At 47.7% G+C, this 16,350-nt stretch carries 17 protein-coding genes; 7 read left to right on the top strand and 10 right to left on the bottom strand.

Translation table 11 applies throughout. The features are described from left to right. Nucleotides 1-273: 273 nt before the first annotated feature. Complete coding sequence (locus tag FC18_RS12470; RefSeq protein ID WP_156300991.1) at nt 274-540, top strand: Abi family protein; 267 nt, start codon at nt 274-276, stop codon at nt 538-540. Nucleotides 541-673: 133 nt separating this feature from the next. After that, a complete protein-coding gene (locus FC18_RS08335) occupies nt 674-1,255 on the top strand; it encodes a DUF4230 domain-containing protein (protein ID WP_056976046.1) in 582 nt (193 codons plus the stop codon). 107 nt (nt 1,256-1,362) lie between these two features. On the opposite strand, the gene FC18_RS08330 is transcribed toward FC18_RS08335, so the two are convergent. Together FC18_RS08330 and FC18_RS08325 are read right to left on the bottom strand one after the other, a co-directional pair. After that, the gene (locus FC18_RS08330) at nt 1,363-3,027 is read right to left on the bottom strand and encodes a LeoA/HP0731 family dynamin-like GTPase (protein WP_056976044.1); all 1,665 of its coding nucleotides are present in this window, start codon (nt 3,025-3,027) and stop codon (nt 1,363-1,365) included. 18 nt (nt 3,028-3,045) lie between these two features. Next, entirely contained in the window at nt 3,046-5,409 is a 2,364-nt protein-coding gene (locus tag FC18_RS08325) for a hypothetical protein (protein WP_054680483.1), read from the bottom strand. Between the two features lie 413 nt (nt 5,410-5,822). Between FC18_RS08325 and FC18_RS08320 the strand changes: the two genes are divergently transcribed. After that, nucleotides 5,823-6,389: a hypothetical protein gene (locus FC18_RS08320; RefSeq protein WP_054680480.1), complete on the top strand. Its 567-nt coding sequence runs from the start codon at nt 5,823-5,825 to the stop codon at nt 6,387-6,389. Between the two features lie 148 nt (nt 6,390-6,537). Here the strand turns inward: FC18_RS08320 and FC18_RS08315 are convergent, their stop codons facing one another. From FC18_RS08315 to FC18_RS08300, 4 genes are all read right to left on the bottom strand, one after another. After that, nucleotides 6,538-7,773, bottom strand: a complete 1,236-nt coding sequence (locus FC18_RS08315; RefSeq protein ID WP_056976041.1) for a hypothetical protein — start codon at nt 7,771-7,773, stop codon at nt 6,538-6,540. 187 nt (nt 7,774-7,960) lie between these two features. Then, on the bottom strand, nt 7,961-8,776 hold the full coding sequence (locus tag FC18_RS08310) for a PTS system mannose/fructose/sorbose family transporter subunit IID (protein WP_054680472.1): 816 nt from the start codon (nt 8,774-8,776) through the stop codon (nt 7,961-7,963). Further along, nucleotides 8,751-9,545 (bottom strand): PTS mannose/fructose/sorbose/N-acetylgalactosamine transporter subunit IIC, encoded by a 795-nt coding sequence (locus FC18_RS08305; RefSeq protein ID WP_054680469.1) that lies wholly within the window; start codon nt 9,543-9,545, stop codon nt 8,751-8,753. Before FC18_RS08305 ends, FC18_RS08310 begins: the two co-directional genes overlap by 26 nt. A gap of 2 nt (nt 9,546-9,547) precedes the next feature. Continuing rightward, on the bottom strand, nt 9,548-10,459 hold the full coding sequence (locus tag FC18_RS08300; protein WP_056976039.1) for a PTS sugar transporter subunit IIAB: 912 nt from the start codon (nt 10,457-10,459) through the stop codon (nt 9,548-9,550). Nucleotides 10,460-10,646: 187 nt separating this feature from the next. Here FC18_RS08300 and FC18_RS08295 point away from each other — a divergent pair, with 187 nt between their 5' ends. Together FC18_RS08295 and FC18_RS08290 are read left to right on the top strand one after the other, a co-directional pair. After that, nucleotides 10,647-11,891 (top strand): alpha-L-fucosidase, encoded by a 1,245-nt coding sequence (locus tag FC18_RS08295; RefSeq protein ID WP_056976037.1) that lies wholly within the window; start codon nt 10,647-10,649, stop codon nt 11,889-11,891. Between the two features lie 8 nt (nt 11,892-11,899). After that, nucleotides 11,900-12,634 (top strand): GntR family transcriptional regulator, encoded by a 735-nt coding sequence (locus tag FC18_RS08290; protein WP_054680463.1) that lies wholly within the window; start codon nt 11,900-11,902, stop codon nt 12,632-12,634. An 87-nt stretch (nt 12,635-12,721) separates the two neighbouring features. Here FC18_RS08290 and FC18_RS08285 read toward each other — a convergent pair whose 3' ends face one another. The 4 genes from FC18_RS08285 to FC18_RS08270 all read right to left on the bottom strand — a co-directional run bounded on the left by FC18_RS08285 (nt 12,722) and on the right by FC18_RS08270 (nt 14,243). Further along, a complete protein-coding gene (locus FC18_RS08285; protein WP_054680460.1) occupies nt 12,722-13,399 on the bottom strand; it encodes a DUF2335 domain-containing protein in 678 nt (225 codons plus the stop codon). Between the two features lie 6 nt (nt 13,400-13,405). After that, nucleotides 13,406-13,600: a hypothetical protein gene (locus FC18_RS08280; protein WP_056976036.1), complete on the bottom strand. Its 195-nt coding sequence runs from the start codon at nt 13,598-13,600 to the stop codon at nt 13,406-13,408. 111 nt (nt 13,601-13,711) lie between these two features. Continuing rightward, a complete protein-coding gene (locus tag FC18_RS08275; RefSeq protein ID WP_054680710.1) occupies nt 13,712-13,948 on the bottom strand; it encodes a DUF2922 domain-containing protein in 237 nt (78 codons plus the stop codon). 25 nt (nt 13,949-13,973) lie between these two features. After that, nucleotides 13,974-14,243 carry a hypothetical protein gene (locus tag FC18_RS08270; RefSeq protein WP_054680713.1) on the bottom strand — a complete coding sequence of 90 codons (270 nt, stop codon included), beginning with the start codon at nt 14,241-14,243 and terminating at the stop codon, nt 13,974-13,976. A 409-nt stretch (nt 14,244-14,652) separates the two neighbouring features. On the opposite strand from FC18_RS08270, the gene FC18_RS08265 reads away from it, so the two are divergent. After that, nucleotides 14,653-15,189 carry a LuxR C-terminal-related transcriptional regulator gene (locus tag FC18_RS08265; protein ID WP_056976034.1) on the top strand — a complete coding sequence of 179 codons (537 nt, stop codon included), beginning with the start codon at nt 14,653-14,655 and terminating at the stop codon, nt 15,187-15,189. Further along, a complete protein-coding gene (locus FC18_RS08260; protein WP_056976032.1) occupies nt 15,182-16,159 on the top strand; it encodes a hypothetical protein in 978 nt (325 codons plus the stop codon). Before FC18_RS08265 ends, FC18_RS08260 begins: the two co-directional genes overlap by 8 nt. The last annotated feature ends 191 nt before the right edge of the window (nt 16,160-16,350 follow it).

The following is a 16,350-nucleotide window of genomic DNA, read 5'->3' as shown; positions in this document are numbered from 1 at the left end:
TTTTTTATTTCAGAAGAACTTGGTCACGAGTGGCTAACTTGATTATAAAATCTGCCCTTGTAAAATAATTGCAAAAACTAGCACACCGACCCGTTTGCAAAAATGCAAAATAAAAAGTCGGCCTTCGAAATCAACATACACACAATCCTGATTCTTGAAATCAATCAAGATGTGTATAGTATCTTAGTCGGCCGACTAAATCATACGTATAATTAATTATATAGTAGGACAGCAAGTAAACGTTGTCAATATTAAACGAGCTTAAACTAATAAATGTGGATTCCGCAACAACGGCTTTGCCGCTCGCGGGCTTTTTTATATGACGCAGCCGTTGCGCGCTACTATCGTAATCAGCATTTGAAAAACGCGTTACTTCAGTCGATTGAAAACATTGAAATGGCACTTAATGCACGCACTGCATATGTGCTTGGAAAACATACACAAGTATTCGGTTATCTAAAGTTTGCTAACCGGTACAACCATATTTGGATGAAACTCATCAAGTCTTCCCAGTCGTTCACCACAGACTTTTCCACATGACTTTGTTGCATAGAGCTATAAATTTACAGGTAGTTAACATCGTTGATTATTATGGTCAATCCAAATCATTAGTATATAATCCGCCATACACCTCATGATATAATCAAGACACTAAAGCAACTGGAGGGCACAAATGAAGCGACTATTACACTGGACTATCGGTATCCTGATTCTAGCTTTAATCGCATTCGGTGGACTTATGGCTATTCGGAGCACGGGCACAGAAACCGAAAAATCAACGGCAAATTACGATGTCAAAGAAGTGGGGCAGTTGGATACGACCAGCATCTACTATGACAAGGTAGTTAAAACAAATGAAGTGAAAAAATTTTTGAACGTGAAGGTTGGCAAAGAGACATCGCTATACATCTTCCACTTTAAGGCTCAAATCTACTACAATCTTGATAAGGCCCACAGCGACTATAACGAAAGCACCAAAACTTTGACCGTAACGATGCCACAGCCAGAAGTAAAATTACTCCTCAAAGACTCTAATTATGCAGCCGACTGCGACTACTATAAGGTCAAAGACTCCATGCTGATTGCAGACAAGAATAACAAAGGGCTCAAGATTCAAAAAGAAGCGGCTCAGGACGTTAAAACCGACATTCTTGCAAAAAAGGATTTCACTAATACAGCGCAGCAAAGTGCTAAAAAAGTCCTAAGTAAAATGTTCAGCAACGATAAAATCAAAGTAGTATGTGAATTTGCATAGCAAAAAAAGCAACATCACAGTCGACAAAATCGACTGCGATGTTGCTTTTCTACATAGGATAATAGGACGAATGTGTGCCCAATTACATGTTTACTCTAGTTTGGCTCCTACAAAGTATCCACAAAATCGTGCTTAATTGCTTCACCTTCAGCTTGCCAGACCTCAAACTCGCTCTGAAATGCTTCTCGATCAGATACCACGGATTCTAGAGTTTTTACCTTCCTTTGTAAATCCAAATAGTTAGGGAAAAATTGTGCGATAAATGTCTCGCGTTTGCTCAGCATTTCAAGATACTCCTTGCGTTCCTTTTCAAGACTTTCCACGACACTCTGTTTGTATTTTTCAAAAGCCTGTTTTTGTTTCGCTGCTTTCATACTGTTCCAGGCCTCAAAACCAATATCTAATAGTGGACCGATAAGCGGCAGTGCACCATTAATACCCTTTGCCAGCTTTACTGCCTCCCACGGTTTGAACTTTAGGCTTGGCATAACAAAATTGCGCACGTGCAAAATAGTTTCATTCGAGATTTCCTTCAACGGAATCGACTTAATGCCTTTAGCTGCAGATTTCATAATATCTGAGCTTAAACTGTTGTAATGCTGAAGACTACCATCATAACTCGATTCAAGCTTTGAGATGTCTTTTGCCACTGCACCTGTTTGCTGCTCAAATTCAGTGTTAACAGTAGTTTCACGAACTATCCCCTCTGCGCCAATGTTCCGTTCAAAGAATTCTGGAAAAGTATCCTTATCTGTTCCGTTAGCTTGTACAACCAAATCGGTGAAATACTGGTTCACGAAGGTCTGTAAATTCAAACGAGCTTTATTAATTCGCTCTTCCGTTTTTGACTGCTCATCGTTGATGTCCTGCAAGGATGAACGCAAATTGGCCAAATCCTGTGTGACTTGCGACAAACGAGACTCAATTTCAGGAAATTGACGTTCCATTACATTTTGAATGATACTTTGACTGGTAGCCAGAACTAGTGGCGTAGAACCACCAGCCTTCGTAATCAGTGCGGTGGTCGCGGTTCTTAGTGTTTCGATATTTGAAAGTTGTTCATATTCATCCTTATGCGCCAACCAATAGTCTAAACCTTCACTAAATGGGTTCGCAGCAACGGCCACAATTGGAACAGACTGATTTCCTTGAATAATGCCAAAGTCGACCAGTCGGCCCAGAATATTTGCCTTTTTTGTTTCAAATCGAGCTTCGAAGTCCATTGGATCTTCAATATCGGCTTCCTCATCAAATTTACTGATTACAAACACCGTTCTCGACAATAATCCAAGGTCATTAAACAACCATTCTAGTTCTTCTTTGTGGCTGTCTTTGATTGGGTTGCTAGGATTCATAACGTACAACACTAAGTTTGCTTCAGAGACATATTTGCGTGTAATTTCTTTGTACTTAACAGCATTATCCGTTTGTTTAAATCCAAACAATCCTGGAGTATCTACCAGGTCAATGTCTTCCAAATGAATAACCTCAACCTGGTCACTGGACTCCGAAACATCAACCTTCATCGTCGTCTTGTCATAATGACCGGACCACCCAGCAGCAATCGACGTTTTTCCTTCAGAGAAGCCTCCAACCAATGCAACTTTTAATTTGCTTGCTTTAGTTTCATCTATACCAGCTTGGACCTTGGCAAGCAATTCATCTGAGTTTTCGAGATTGAATTTTTCTCCGTTCTCAATAAACTTCATCAGACGATTCAGGATTGATACAGCTTGAACCTGTTGGTGTTTATATTCCTCTACAGTTTTCATTTGTGTCCTCCAAAGTAGTTAGTTCAACTGAGTTCCTAGCGTGTCGAGCTCCCGACCCAGGTCCCTAAACATTCTGGCTCCAGCTTCAATTTGCTTACTGGAGTCAGTTATTCCCTTTTTTACATCATTGAGGGATTTAATTATCTCGTCATTTTGTTTGTGCATATGTTCAGAGTATTGTGCCCTAATTTGGTCAGTGATTTTTTCAAGGTTTTTATTAATATTGCTCTTTTGTTGAGCCTTGCGGTATCCAGAATTCAAGGCAGATAACACATTATTAACAATGGTCAAGGCAGCCCCCACAGCTGTAAGAACCAAACTAAAACCACCTGTTGGTATAGCTAATATAAATCCAAGTAACGCACCAGCAATTGCAAATTTATCAACAACTGATTTAAATTTAAATTCCACATTGACGTCAATGTCACTACTGATTTCTGCGTTGCTACTTGCCATAAGCTCTTCGGAATATCGCTGAAATCGTTTGATAATATTCTTCAATTCGTCAGTTAATTTTTTTGTGGTGGCAACATAGTCACTTTGCAATTTAGCATCACACTCTGCGGCTCCCCGCTCCAGTTCCTGCTTCAATGTGTCTTTGAACTCGGCATTTTTGATACCATTATCGACAATTTGGTACATTTTTTTACGCACATCAGATTCAAATGTACGAATGTTCCGTTTCACCAATTGATCACAATCATCTGTATACGTCGCAACCGTCTTATCCATTACCGTTAGCGTTGCTTCCACATTGGCATTAGATTTCTTGGCTAATTTTGAGAAATACTGATATAGGCGTCGCACCTTAGTATTGGTATTGTCAATAGCATTAGCAACTTTGCGATAATTTGAAGCAACAATTTTGTTTTTAACATCCACGATGAGATTGGTGGATAGCCATCTGGTAAATTCTGGTAAATGGGTCATTTGATTTGCCTTATTCGCGTCACCAAAATACTCCAAAAATCGTTTCTGCTTGTTAGCAAGCTTGTTACCGTAGAAAACCCCATTCGCGATTAGTGCCGGAAGAGCAGCAAGCACTTTATGTCCAGCATACTGCTCACCAAACACATCAGCCATAACCTCATCAACTTTAATAAGTGCCGACTCTTCGTCTTCATCAATTAGTGGCGTTTTTAATTGACGCGGACCTGGTACGGACTTATTAAACAAGAAATAGACCTCGGTTTGTTGACTCAATTGTCTAGAAATCTTTTCGATTGTGCCCAGTTCCTTATCATCCCCCTTTTGTGGTGGGGTCGCCTGTCTAGAAACGTAAATTACCACATGTGCTCTTTCAACGCCATCAGCAATTTGTTCTTGGACGTCAGTTTCCTTGCCTTCGATTCCTGGCAAGTCCAAGATAGCGAAGCGCTTCTCGCCTTCCGTAAATGTGTATTCATTGACACTCTGAGTATAGTCTGATCGGCCATCACCGACGATTGCGCCATCGCTTAATTGCGTTAATTCAGAACCAGTTTGATTGAAATCATCCTGAAGGGATACAAGTGAGTGCTTCATCGCACTCTGCTGAAGTTCACCCGCCGTCTTTGCCTTCTTGTAATCATCCTCGACAAGTCCACGTTGTTTCTGATTATCATCTATCTTGTGTTGCCAATCATTTACGGAAATCTCTATTTGGTCAGACTCCCCCTGCAGCTGTCGTCCCGCTTCAAGCAACTCTTCCTTGTGCTCAGGCACTTTCTTTTTCAATGATACAATCTTACTTTGCTCCGGAAGCCGATTAAGAATACTAAGAAATAACTGCCAGTTACTTTTGAGCATTTTAGTTCGTAATTGAATACTGAGCGTACCAATTTGATTTAGTAATTCTGCGTAGTTACCAATTATTTCATCTTCATTATCCTGAAGCACCTGATATTTGGCATAATGTTTCTCTAACGAGGTTGCTGCTTCCGATTGTATCTGCTGTCCATCCGCAGCCAAAGCATCTTGCTTGCTAGTAATTGCCGCCAATTGTGCGTCAAGCCTGGCATGTTCTTCGGCACAGTGAGCTTTCTGATCAGTAAGGCGTTTTTCTATCGCATCCAGTTCACCCTTCTTTGCTTTGAAACGCTGGTGTTCCTGAACCTTGCCATCTTCGTTAAAGGCAATTCTAAGTGTTTCAATCAATGTGGATTTACCAGCATTTGTTTCACCGTAAAAAGCAATCGTGAAAGTCTTCCATTCAGAATTTCTTTCCAAAGAATGGAGTTCAGTAACCAAGCTTGACTGAATTTTTTTAGTTGCATTTATGGCATCATGTCGAAGCTCCTCGGCCTCGTCTGTCATTTTAGTGGCTGAGATGCTTTTAAGCGTCGCAGACACGCTTGTTAATATATGCTGATATATCTCTTCTGGTTTTTGCAAACTGTTCATGCTGTATACTTCATCCTTAAAGATTATTTTTACATCTATTCATGTAGATGTGCTTTGATTACCCCGCATTTGTGATTTTCTGCATTTTGATTTATTTGTTAAAAAACGATTTCATCACAAAATCAATTATACCAGCAAGCAAAGCGCATACATACACTTTCGTAACATTAGTGGATATTTTCACAAACGAGCACTTTCCGTCTTGCACTTTATGAGCTTTTTCAATTTTTAATTATTATAAATAACGCTAAATGTGGAACTATATTAATAATTTATTGCAGGCTAGGGCTTAAATCATAAATTGAGCAAGTATTACATGGTGTTTATCATGTGTGTGAAAAATTAGTTGTTATGATTAATTCAATTTGATATTATTGATGATGTTCGCAAAAAACATAAAGGAGTTTCAAGATATGAACAAACGTAATACCTTGGGAACATTATTCGTTCTATTGATACTTATATCAACTCTATCCGGATGCGGATATGAAGTTGGCAAACGCAATGTAAGCATATATCTGGACCGTGCATACGGGGCACATGATAATAAGATTGTTGCTGCAGATGAGGCAAAGAGTAGTCATAATCACGGTCATTTTTTCTTCAAGACAAATGGTCACTTCTACTATGAAGCTTTGGAAAAATCGGATGACGAGGATACCCATGCGTTCATGAAAGGCAAATATCACAAGGACGGAAAAAATCTTATTGTTCTGAACGTTACCTGGCTTGGTTATTATGATATTAAGCACTTCAAGTACGAAGATAGTTCGAGTCAGCTAGTTGATAACAAAAATGACACATACTACAAAAGCTACATGAAGCTGGATGATAGCGGCAACATCACTTCAATTGTTGATTACCATGATGGCTACAAAACTGGTGGCAAACTGGCAAAGTCCGGAAAACCGGTTGATAATGGACGAATTGAAGATCCAGTCTACCTTTACAAATCAGAAAAATACGCGTTAAAGCACTAAAAAAGGGTCTACACGGTATGGCATTGGAAATTATTCCAACCCATATGTGTAGACCTTTTCTTATTTCATACAGCAAACCTCATTTCACCAATTCATCCATACTCGGTGTATAACGGCGCAATCCGCAAGCTTTTACAGCCGCATGTAATCACGCCAGGAATCGGTCATCAAGTTCCGTCCTTGTGTCCTCAGGTTCCCGTTCAGTCGCCGAGACGGGCAGTTGCTTCAGCTTCAGTACGTACACACCAGACTGCTCATCGCGAACAACTGTGTACCGACGAAATACGCCTAAACGGACAAGTTGCGGCAATGGCCGACCTTTCCGAAGCTGGACTAACCGCAATAACCACGTCCAGCTAAGCATAGTTACTTGCTGCATCAGGGCCAGCGATGGTGCGTTGACTGAGTGCTCCGCCACGTACCGAGTCAAAGTAACCTTCTTTTTGCCCCGGCCCAAACGGATAACTTCATTTTTAAAAGCCCGCAGCAGGACATTTAATGGTGTCTTGGGACCAAACACAACTGAATACCTACAGCGTCCACGCTTCCGGATGAGGTAGTGATGCTGTTTTACTGGTGCCAGCACACAATACTCACATTCAGCCAGCGTACCAAAGTGTTTTCGTGGAATCGGCCACATAACTTTAAGCTTCGATCCACTTCCTTGGTTAATTTTGCTCCGGACAACCAATTCACTCCGGAGAGTCTCTTGCCTTTTGAGCTCCTGCATCCGATGCTTCACCTGCGCAGCCGCCACTTCTTCGGCATTCTTGAGCCCAGCTGTATGCAGCAAGCTGGGCCAATCGACGTTAAGCCGCCGTTTGAGCCAGTCAGCAGAAGGAGCCAAGCGCGCCCGCTTCCGCTCGTACATAGATTCTTCTGGGTTGTCCACCAGACCCAGCCGTTGCATTTCGAGGCTAAAACGCATCAGCGCCACTTTACGTTCTTGCTTGGTCAAGGCGGGAAATTCAACGTCATCCATCCCCAAAGCATACGCAACTTGTTGATTGGTTCGGTTGCACTGCTTGTGGTCATCTGATGTTGCCTCGGTCTGCACCGCCCCATAGATACTTTTTACCAAGTTGCGCAGCTCTATCGTACCGTCTTTAAACCAACTGGTCAGTACTGCTTCTTCAACCAACGCCCAGCGAGCGTCATAACCGTATTCATTAATTGCCGCAAGCTCTGCATCACGATCCCGCTGTGAAACTCCTTGGGACCACATCACCAGATTCTGCTCGCTAGATTGGGCATAAGCATGCAACACATCAGCTGCACAACCAGTGAAAATGGTGTCATTACTGGCCAGGAGTACTTCCCGGGCACGAGACTGAGCGTTCTTGGCGTTAACAGATTGTTCAATGTAATTGATGTTTGAGTGCATGCTTTTTCCCCCTTGCTGATGTCCTAATTCCAGTATACGAAAGCGCTTAACCAATTTTCAAGAGGTTTATATAACTTTTTTATGAGTCTGTGCATAACGTTTTGCACAAAAAATGCCGCCCGCTCTCCGTCCCCGAAGCGCAGCCAGCATTCACCAATAATAACGCGAAACTATATTTCAAATTAACTTACTTACCGATAATCCCGAATGCCCCTAAAACAATGCCGAGAATCAGCACTGAGACAATTAACCGGGTTGAATTCATCTTTTTCTTCCCTAGCAGCCAGTACGCGACAGCTACGAGGATTACAGGAACCAGTGAAGGCATAATCTGATCCAGCACGGTCTGTGCCTTCAAGACAACCTTCCCCGTCTTAAATACCAGTGGTACGGGTGCGGAAATTACGGTTGGAATCAGTGCCCCAACGACGGTAACCCCCAGCAGAATTGCGGCATCAGTGATGCGGTTCAGCTTATCACCCGCCGCATAGATGAGTTTTTCACCTTGCGAGTAGCCGAGTGGGAGCAAACCGAAACGCAGGAACAAAACGGCAAAGTTGACGAGCAACCAGATGATTGCACCGACCGGGTTACCCTTGAGGCCCATGTATGCAGCGATGGAGCCGAAGATGGTTGGCAGGATAACACCAAAGATAGTATCCCCAACCCCAGCAAATGGACCCATAAGCCCGGTCTTCAAGCCCGCGATTGTCCGTTCGGCTTTGCGACCTTCCTTCTCTTCAATCGCCATGTCCATGCCGACGATGAAGCCGCCGACATACGCGTTCGTGTTGAAGAATTGGTTGTGCATCTTCATCATTGCTTTGCGGTCATCTGGATCTGGGTATAACTTCTTGATGGTTGGCAGCATCGTGTAGAGGTAACCAGTTGACATCATGCGTTCGTAATTCCAGCAGATCTGACTACTCCACAGCCAGCGCCAGTTGGCCTGGAATAAGTCCTTCTTGGTAATCTTGTTAGTCTTCGTATTCGCCGATTTCATTTTCGTGGCCCTCCTTATCGTTAGAATCATCACTGCCGCCAGTGGTGTTGCCGCTACGTGTGTAGTAGATTACTGCCATTGCAAGGCCTAGCAGCGCCACACCCAGCATTGGCACTTTCAGGTATGCCGCGGCGAAGAAACCAATGATTAAGTATGAAATGAAGCGCTTGGTTGGCAGGAACCGGAGCAAAATCGCAATCCCGACAACGGGGAGAATCCCACCAGCAACAGACAGCCCTTTGGTCAGCCATTGAGGCATGGCCGCAACGATCGACTGCACGACATTGTTCCCCACAATCAGCATGACCAGTACGGGGATGGCACGAGACAGTCCCCATGGCAGAACCCCGAGGACAACGTTCCGCGCAACACCGTGAATGTTGTTCTGCTCAATGTTCCGGTCAACGCGGTGCAGGAAGAACGTGTTAGTGAACCGTGCGAGCACGTCCAGTTGCACCATCAGCAGGCCAACTGGAACCGCCAAGCCGATGGCGAAATCAATCCCCCGACCAGTGATGACTGCGTAGGCCGTACCAACGATTGCCCCAGTCATGAAGTCTGGAATTGAAGCCCCGCCATAAGTCCCAACACCCAGGACCATCAACTGGAGTGTTGCCCCGACTACCAAGCCGGTTTTGACATCGCCCATAATAATCCCAGCGACAAAACCAATCAGTAGTGGGTAGTTGCACAGAATTCCGACAGTAATCTGGTCAATAATCATCCAAAAGGCCAGTGCTGTTAGCAATATTATTTGCCACCATGCCATGTCTACTTACTTCCTTTCGCTAATAATTCGTTGAAGTCCGCCTGTGGATCATTGGGGACCATCTGGTGGTACAGCTTCACGCCCTTGTCCGTCAAGTGCTTGAAGACTGCCACGTCATCCGGCGTCACCGCAACGCTCTTCGCAATTTGCGTTGCCCCACTTTGCATGGACATATTGCCGACGTTGACCTTGTCAATCGCCACACCTGCATCGACTAGTTTCTGCAGCATGGTCACATCCCGAACAATCAGGAAGACGCGTTGGCCATTGTATTGCTGCTTACTAAAACGGTCCGCAGCGCCTTGCGCGGTTAGGATACTCAGGTGCACGCCACCAGGCACAGCGGTTTTGAGCGTCGCCTTTTGCACTTCACTCTGGACAATCTCGTCGTCAACAATCATGATGCGCGATGCGGCGACACTCCGGGTCCACATAGTCGCTACCTGGCCGTGAATCAGCCGGGCATCCACACGCACGTTGACTAGTGGGTTGCCGTGATTTTCCGGAACAGCTGCCGGCTTGCTTGCAGTCTTTGCAGCTTGCACCCGGTGTTTCTTACCTACTTCACCAGCCAGCTCTGCCGTTTGGGCGAATGCCGCATCCGGTTCCGTGCCGGTCGCAATCGCTAGCAGCGTCATTAGTGACAGTCCGGCATAGACCTTCGTTGCTGGATGACTTCCTTGAAAAATATGTGCGGCGTTTGCCGGGGTGCCGTTCGGAATGTCCGCAATAATGGTGACGTCTGAATCTTCTGGGTGCTGCTCGATAATCTGTTGATACTGCGCCACGACGTCATCAACCCCCATTGGGTCGTTGAATGACACTGGGTAGAAACCATCAAGCTGACCTGTGATCATTTGGCAGCTCGCTAGTGTTGCTTTTGCGTAGTCACCATGACTTGTCAGGATGAACATAACCTCATCGCCTTCCAAACTAATATAATTGCAAGTTAACGTGTTAAGCTTAAACACAACTACAGCGTAGCACCCGTCAAAAACGTTTACAATGGCGTTTTTAAAATGTTTAAAAAGAATTTTTAGTTCTCGACAAATCAGCTTAACGTGTTAAGATGGTGTCAGAAGTATCAGGGAGGTTGCAGATATGCAGAAAATTGAACCACGCATTAAGCAGTACGAGGATATGGGGCTGGGGCTATTCATTCACTGGGGTCTATACTCACAGCTCGGAGTCGGCGAATGGACCGAATTCATTCACGAACGACCACAGGCAGAATACGAGCAGGCAATCCACACATTCACGGCGGCGGACTTCAATCCCAAGCAGATTGTGCATGAGGCTAAGAAGATGGGGGCGAAGTACATCGTGCTCACCACCAAGCACCACGAAGGGTTCTTCCTGTACGATACGCACGGGTTATCTGACTTTGACGTGATGCACAGTCCGGCTGGTCGGGACCTCATCAAGGAGTTCGTCGACGCCTGCAATAACGAAGGGATTAAGCCCTTCTTCTACATGGCCACCTACGACTGGCACAATCCGCTGTACAAAACTGATTTCAACGCCTACCTGGAATACCTGCGCAAGTCAGTGGAACTGCTGTGCACGAACTACGGCACCATTGGTGGACTCTGGTTCGACGGCAACTGGAACAAGAAGGACGCGGATTGGCACCTTGATGAACTGTACGGCACGATTCGGCGCTACCAGCCCGACGCCATGATCATCAACAACACCGGCCTGAAGAATATGGGCAAGGTCATCAATCCCGAAATCGATGCGGTGACCTATGAACGACACACTCCTGACGCCGTGAACCACGGTGACGCCAGCAAGTACGTCGCGGGCGAAATCTCACTGACACTGAACCAGCACTGGGGATACGCCGCCAACGACCTGAGCTACAAGTCCCCGCGGGAAATCATCGAGAACGTCGCCCACTCCCGCAAAATCGGCGCCAACATTCTGGTGAACATTGGGCTAACAGGCACGGGCGCCATCCCCGAAATGAGTCGCACTTACATGCACCTCCTTGGCCGGTGGACGAACATGGCGGCACCCGCAATTTACGGCGTGCGCCCCGCAGCAGTGGTTGCCGCTGGTAACACCAAGGATTTTGCGGTCACCAACCACCTGAACACCTACCTATTCATTCACGATTTGCAGGTCGTGGGCAATGACAACGTTGTCCTGGGCGGCGAAGGTATAAATTTGCGCTCATTCACCGGAATGTTTGGTAAAATTAAGAGTATCAACTGGCTGGATAACAACGCGCCAGTCTGCTTCATGCAGGATACGAAAAAAGGCGCTCTAACGATTGATGCGACCGGCTTCACGTACGGCACTGATTGGGTCGTCCGTGTTGCGCGCATCACGATGAGCGATTAGGTGAAGAAATGCCACTGTATCAGGATATTACCGATAAGCTAATTGAAGAACTGGACCACGGCGTTTTTGGTCAGGGCGACCGCTTCTACAGCGAGGCCGAAATCTGCAGTAAGTTCAAGGTTAGCTCCACAACTGCCGTCAAGGTGCTGAATGCATTGCAAGAGGCCAATCGGGTAACCCGGATACAGGGGCGTGGCACGTTCGTTGCGGCCGAAAACCACCGGCGGGTCGTGATGTACACGGACCTCAACATGTCGGAGAACCAGAGTGAACACGTTGAGCTGCTCTCCGCCGAGTTCAAGCGGGAACCGGCGATGTTGCAGACACTTGGGCTAACTAGAGAGGACCGGTACTGTGAGCTACGCCGCCTGCGCTTCATCGGCAGCCAGGTCTCCCAATACTCAATCAACTACGTCAACGCTAAGTTCCTCCCGGATGATGTTGATGCTAAGTTCGATCAATCCCAGTCTGTCTACCAGCTGATCAAGGCCACCACCAATCTGGACCCCTACCAGCTCCCCTTCGCCCAGCGGAATACGGCGGTTAAAACCGCGACGACACCCGTAGCCGGCGCATTCTCCGAGAGCGCCGATAGCGACATCGTCATTAACCAGCAGCGCAAAGTCTTCCTTCCCTATGCTAATCACGAACTGCTTGAATATGCCGTTAGCTATAAACTCCCGCAATTCTGGGGGTTCCAAACCGATTCGGTATTCGGCGAACCGGATCACGTTAGCTTCTAAATTAAAAACAGAAAAGCAACGCAAAAATTAAGCCTGTGCCGCAACGAGGAATCATCCCCATTGCCGGACAGGCTTATTTGCATCTCTTCACTTCCGACTCCCATAAACAAACGTCCCCACCAGCGACGCCAGCGCCCCGAACGACAACGCACTCCCGGTCAGTGGCGCGCCGTTGACGGCCACATACGCCCCCGCGACAATCCCGGCGATGCACACCAGAAACCCCAGCACGAGCCCCAGATATTGGTCGCGAATCGTGGCCACGACCTGCGCGCGTTCCAGCCGCTGGCGGTGACTCGCCTGCTGCTCGGCCATCTTAATGATCCGGTCGGCGGCGTTCGGGGCGGCGCGGTTGTATGCGTTCAGTTCCGCCGCGGCGGGTAGTGGGCCGCGCACAGACTGCGCGGCGACTTGCACCTGCTGGGACGAGACGCCAACGGCTGCAGTCCGGGTAGCGGCATAGGCAAAATCCTCCGCCGGCGGCAAATCTGGGTCGTAAACTGGGCGATCGACGGCAGAATCGTCTGCCAAAATATCCTTCCGGCGCGAATTCACGTGCTCCGGCGATAAATCGGCTCCCGGTTGTGCATCCGGCACCACTTTGCGCACGACAAAATGTGCTCCGGTGGCAAAAGAAACCGCACGTTTTGTCGTTCTGCGTTCCCCCAGCGTTTCCCCAGCATCCGAGCCATTCAGCTGCGCCACTTCCGCCTGCACCAACGCCCGGCGTCGTGCGGCCCTCGTCTCGCGCGCACTCCCCGTCATCGCGCGTTACCGCCCGGGTACCAGCCGGGTCGCGGCGGCGTCCAGTTCCATTCCGGCCGCCAGCCAGTCCCCCGCCAGTGCATGGCCATCGCTGCCCCACGCGTCCAGGTCACCGGTAAGCTGACTACTCGTGCGCGGTTGCTGCGGCGCCAGGTGCCCCATCCCCTGCAGCACCGTCCGCCAATTATGTTTTGTCTTCATCGAAATCTCCTCCTCAATATTAGATTTTGCGCCGCGCACAATATGTACGCGGGCAGACGCAACTGCCCGCCGTGACCACTAGCCAGGGGCCGCGGTCACACACCGCTTTGCTTAAGCTTCCGGCGCTTCGTACTGGTAAACTTCCGTGGATTCGGTGTCCACCGCGTGTGCGGAGCCGGGAACGGCGAACTGGTTCACGCCCAGCTTGGCGAACTGCTTGCAGCCAGCCAAGGCGGTCATGAATGCTTCGACCGCAGCCTTGTCGGGGTCGCCCTGGTAGTCAGAGACGCGCACGGACTTGGACTTGTTGTCGGCGGTTTTGAAAGTCATGGTTAATGCTCGGGTCATGGTAATTCCTCCTTAATGGGTGGCGTTAGTTAGCGCCAGATTCAGCGTCAGTCTGTTCCGTAGCGGGTGGCGTTGGGTTATCGTCCGCAGTGAGCACGGAATCCTTATCGATCAGGATATCCTTGAGCGTCATGTACGGAATCACCGCCGCGAGCAGCGTGCCCAGTTCGGTGAGCTTAGCTTCGTCCGGTGTTTCCACCAGGTCCTTGATGGTGTGCTTGACTTCCTTGCCCTCGGTGTCGTTCGGGTCAACGAAGACGTAGGTAACGGATGATGTTTGGAAACTTTGTGCCATGATGGTTCCTCCTATTGGTTGGGTTTGCTAGCCTCACGCCGGCCGGTCGCGAGGAAACGTTGTTGTAGTTGCGCCCTACACTAATAAGAATCCAGATTTACGGAAAAAACTCACCCTGGGAGAATATTTTGCCGTGTATGCCTTTCTTGAGCCGTCGCGTTGGCTTACGCATCAGTAAAAAATCTCCCCGAATGAATTGCACCTGCATTTTTCATTAGTACCTACCACTGCCCAGTCCTTGCTAATTAGGCGTTTGCATGAAAAGCAGCAATAAGATTCTGGCAATGACGACATTAGCAATCGATTCTACAATGTTACTGTGACGAAACGTCATACAAAGGGAGTTATGTGTTTAAGAAAGGAGTGACAACAATGGCAATCAAAAAGATTTTGAGGGGGGAACTGCCGCATGACATATAACGAAACCGAGATGTTCACGCACAACACACGCGTCATCCATAAGGCGATTGCGCGTCTGCATGTGCACCCAGCAACCGAGCTGTACAGCGAGCTGTTCGGCATCGGCTCGGAAGCCTACATCAACTACTTGCGCCACTTCGAGGATCCACTCGAGACTGAGGTTCAGATTGAACGGTTCAACCGAATTGCTGGCAGCATCATCTACCGCGTACTGCTGCGAACCTTGCAGCGGACGCAACGCAACCAGGCCAAGTTCAACAATACGAATCTGGAGGACTTGGTCTACAATGGGCATGAACCCGCGCGCACCGACGACTACAGCCTGCTGGGCTTCAACGTCGACACGTTCTACGGCGCACTCCGCCCCCTCGACCTGAAGATTCTCTATCTGCATGCAACTGGCAAGTCGAATAAGGAAATCGCGCCGGTCATGCAGCTGTCTGAGGCAACGATCAGTCGGCGCATTCGCCGGATGCGCAACCAACTCGTAACCATGATTAATGGAGGTGACATGAACGGTGAGTAATAAGCACGCAACATGGATAGGCATCACCAAGCGGCCTAGGCACGACCACGCGGTTGATTACCTATCACACAAGACGCATACATGCGCAGAACTCGAAGCCCACTTCGCCAATTCTGACGTGCGTGAGGTAACTGCACAAAAAATGGCAACACTCGAAATCATCATTCTACTGGACATCAACAATCCAGAGGCAAAGCGTAAGCACCGCACTCATATCACGCTGGTGCTCACAACCAGCAATTGCGTCTATCTATATCCCAAAGGCGTTCAGGAAACCATGGCGGACATCGCTGAAACGACCAATCACAAAACGATGCAACTGCGGCGACTCTTCACCAGTCAAATTGCTAAGGAAACACTCGCCCTGTCCCACATGCCCACACTGGCAAGACGTTGCAGCCTCCAGCACTTCTTCGTTGCAACGACCAATGATCGTCGCCGGTGTCGCGTCTGGTTCAACTTGGTATACCTGCAGCATATCCGCATTGTCGAAACCAAACATGGGGCCAACCAGGTCAGCATGCATTTCACCAGTGGGCGCAAAACTGCGGATTATTGTGGGAACTTCACTGGCCGCCTGACCGACCTCAGGCAGACAATACACCTGCTGCAAGCCTCGGAGTATGCGTGGCACACAACACCACTGGCGCATACGCTGATTACGAAAATCGGCTGCAAGCTTAGTCATACGACGGAGAATCCACGCAAAAAGGATGCAGCCGACCTACTTGTCCATGATAGTATCGCGTACGAATTGGTGAACAATCCACTTGTGCCGGGAATTATTTGTGACGCCGAGACGTTCCTTGAGCAAGCAAAGAAAGAGTTTGCGCTGCATGTTGAACTACTGAGGCACAATGACCAATTTCTGGGCAAGGAAGCACTAGTGCGCATTGATAAGTATCAGCGTGGCAGTTTTGCGAGTCCGGAACAAGTTGGGGAGGATTTTGCGGAGAGCTATGACTTTTAAGGACCAGCAAGCATTATGAAGTAGAAGAATGAGAAACCGGGCCTACGCTTTCTGAGGCTGGAGATATTTTCCAGTTCAGAGGCGGAGGCCCGGTTTGATGGAACTGCGTATAGGCAAAACGCAATCGAATACTAGATAGTGGCTGGTGAATAATTTGTCCAAGTTATCTGTAACAGCTCCTTAACCCGTTA

It is taken from the genome of Lacticaseibacillus sharpeae JCM 1186 = DSM 20505 (assembly GCF_001436225.1).
Classification (GTDB): Bacteria; Bacillota; Bacilli; order Lactobacillales; family Lactobacillaceae; genus Lacticaseibacillus; species Lacticaseibacillus sharpeae.
This window is presented reverse-complemented; position numbering and strand designations above follow the sequence as displayed.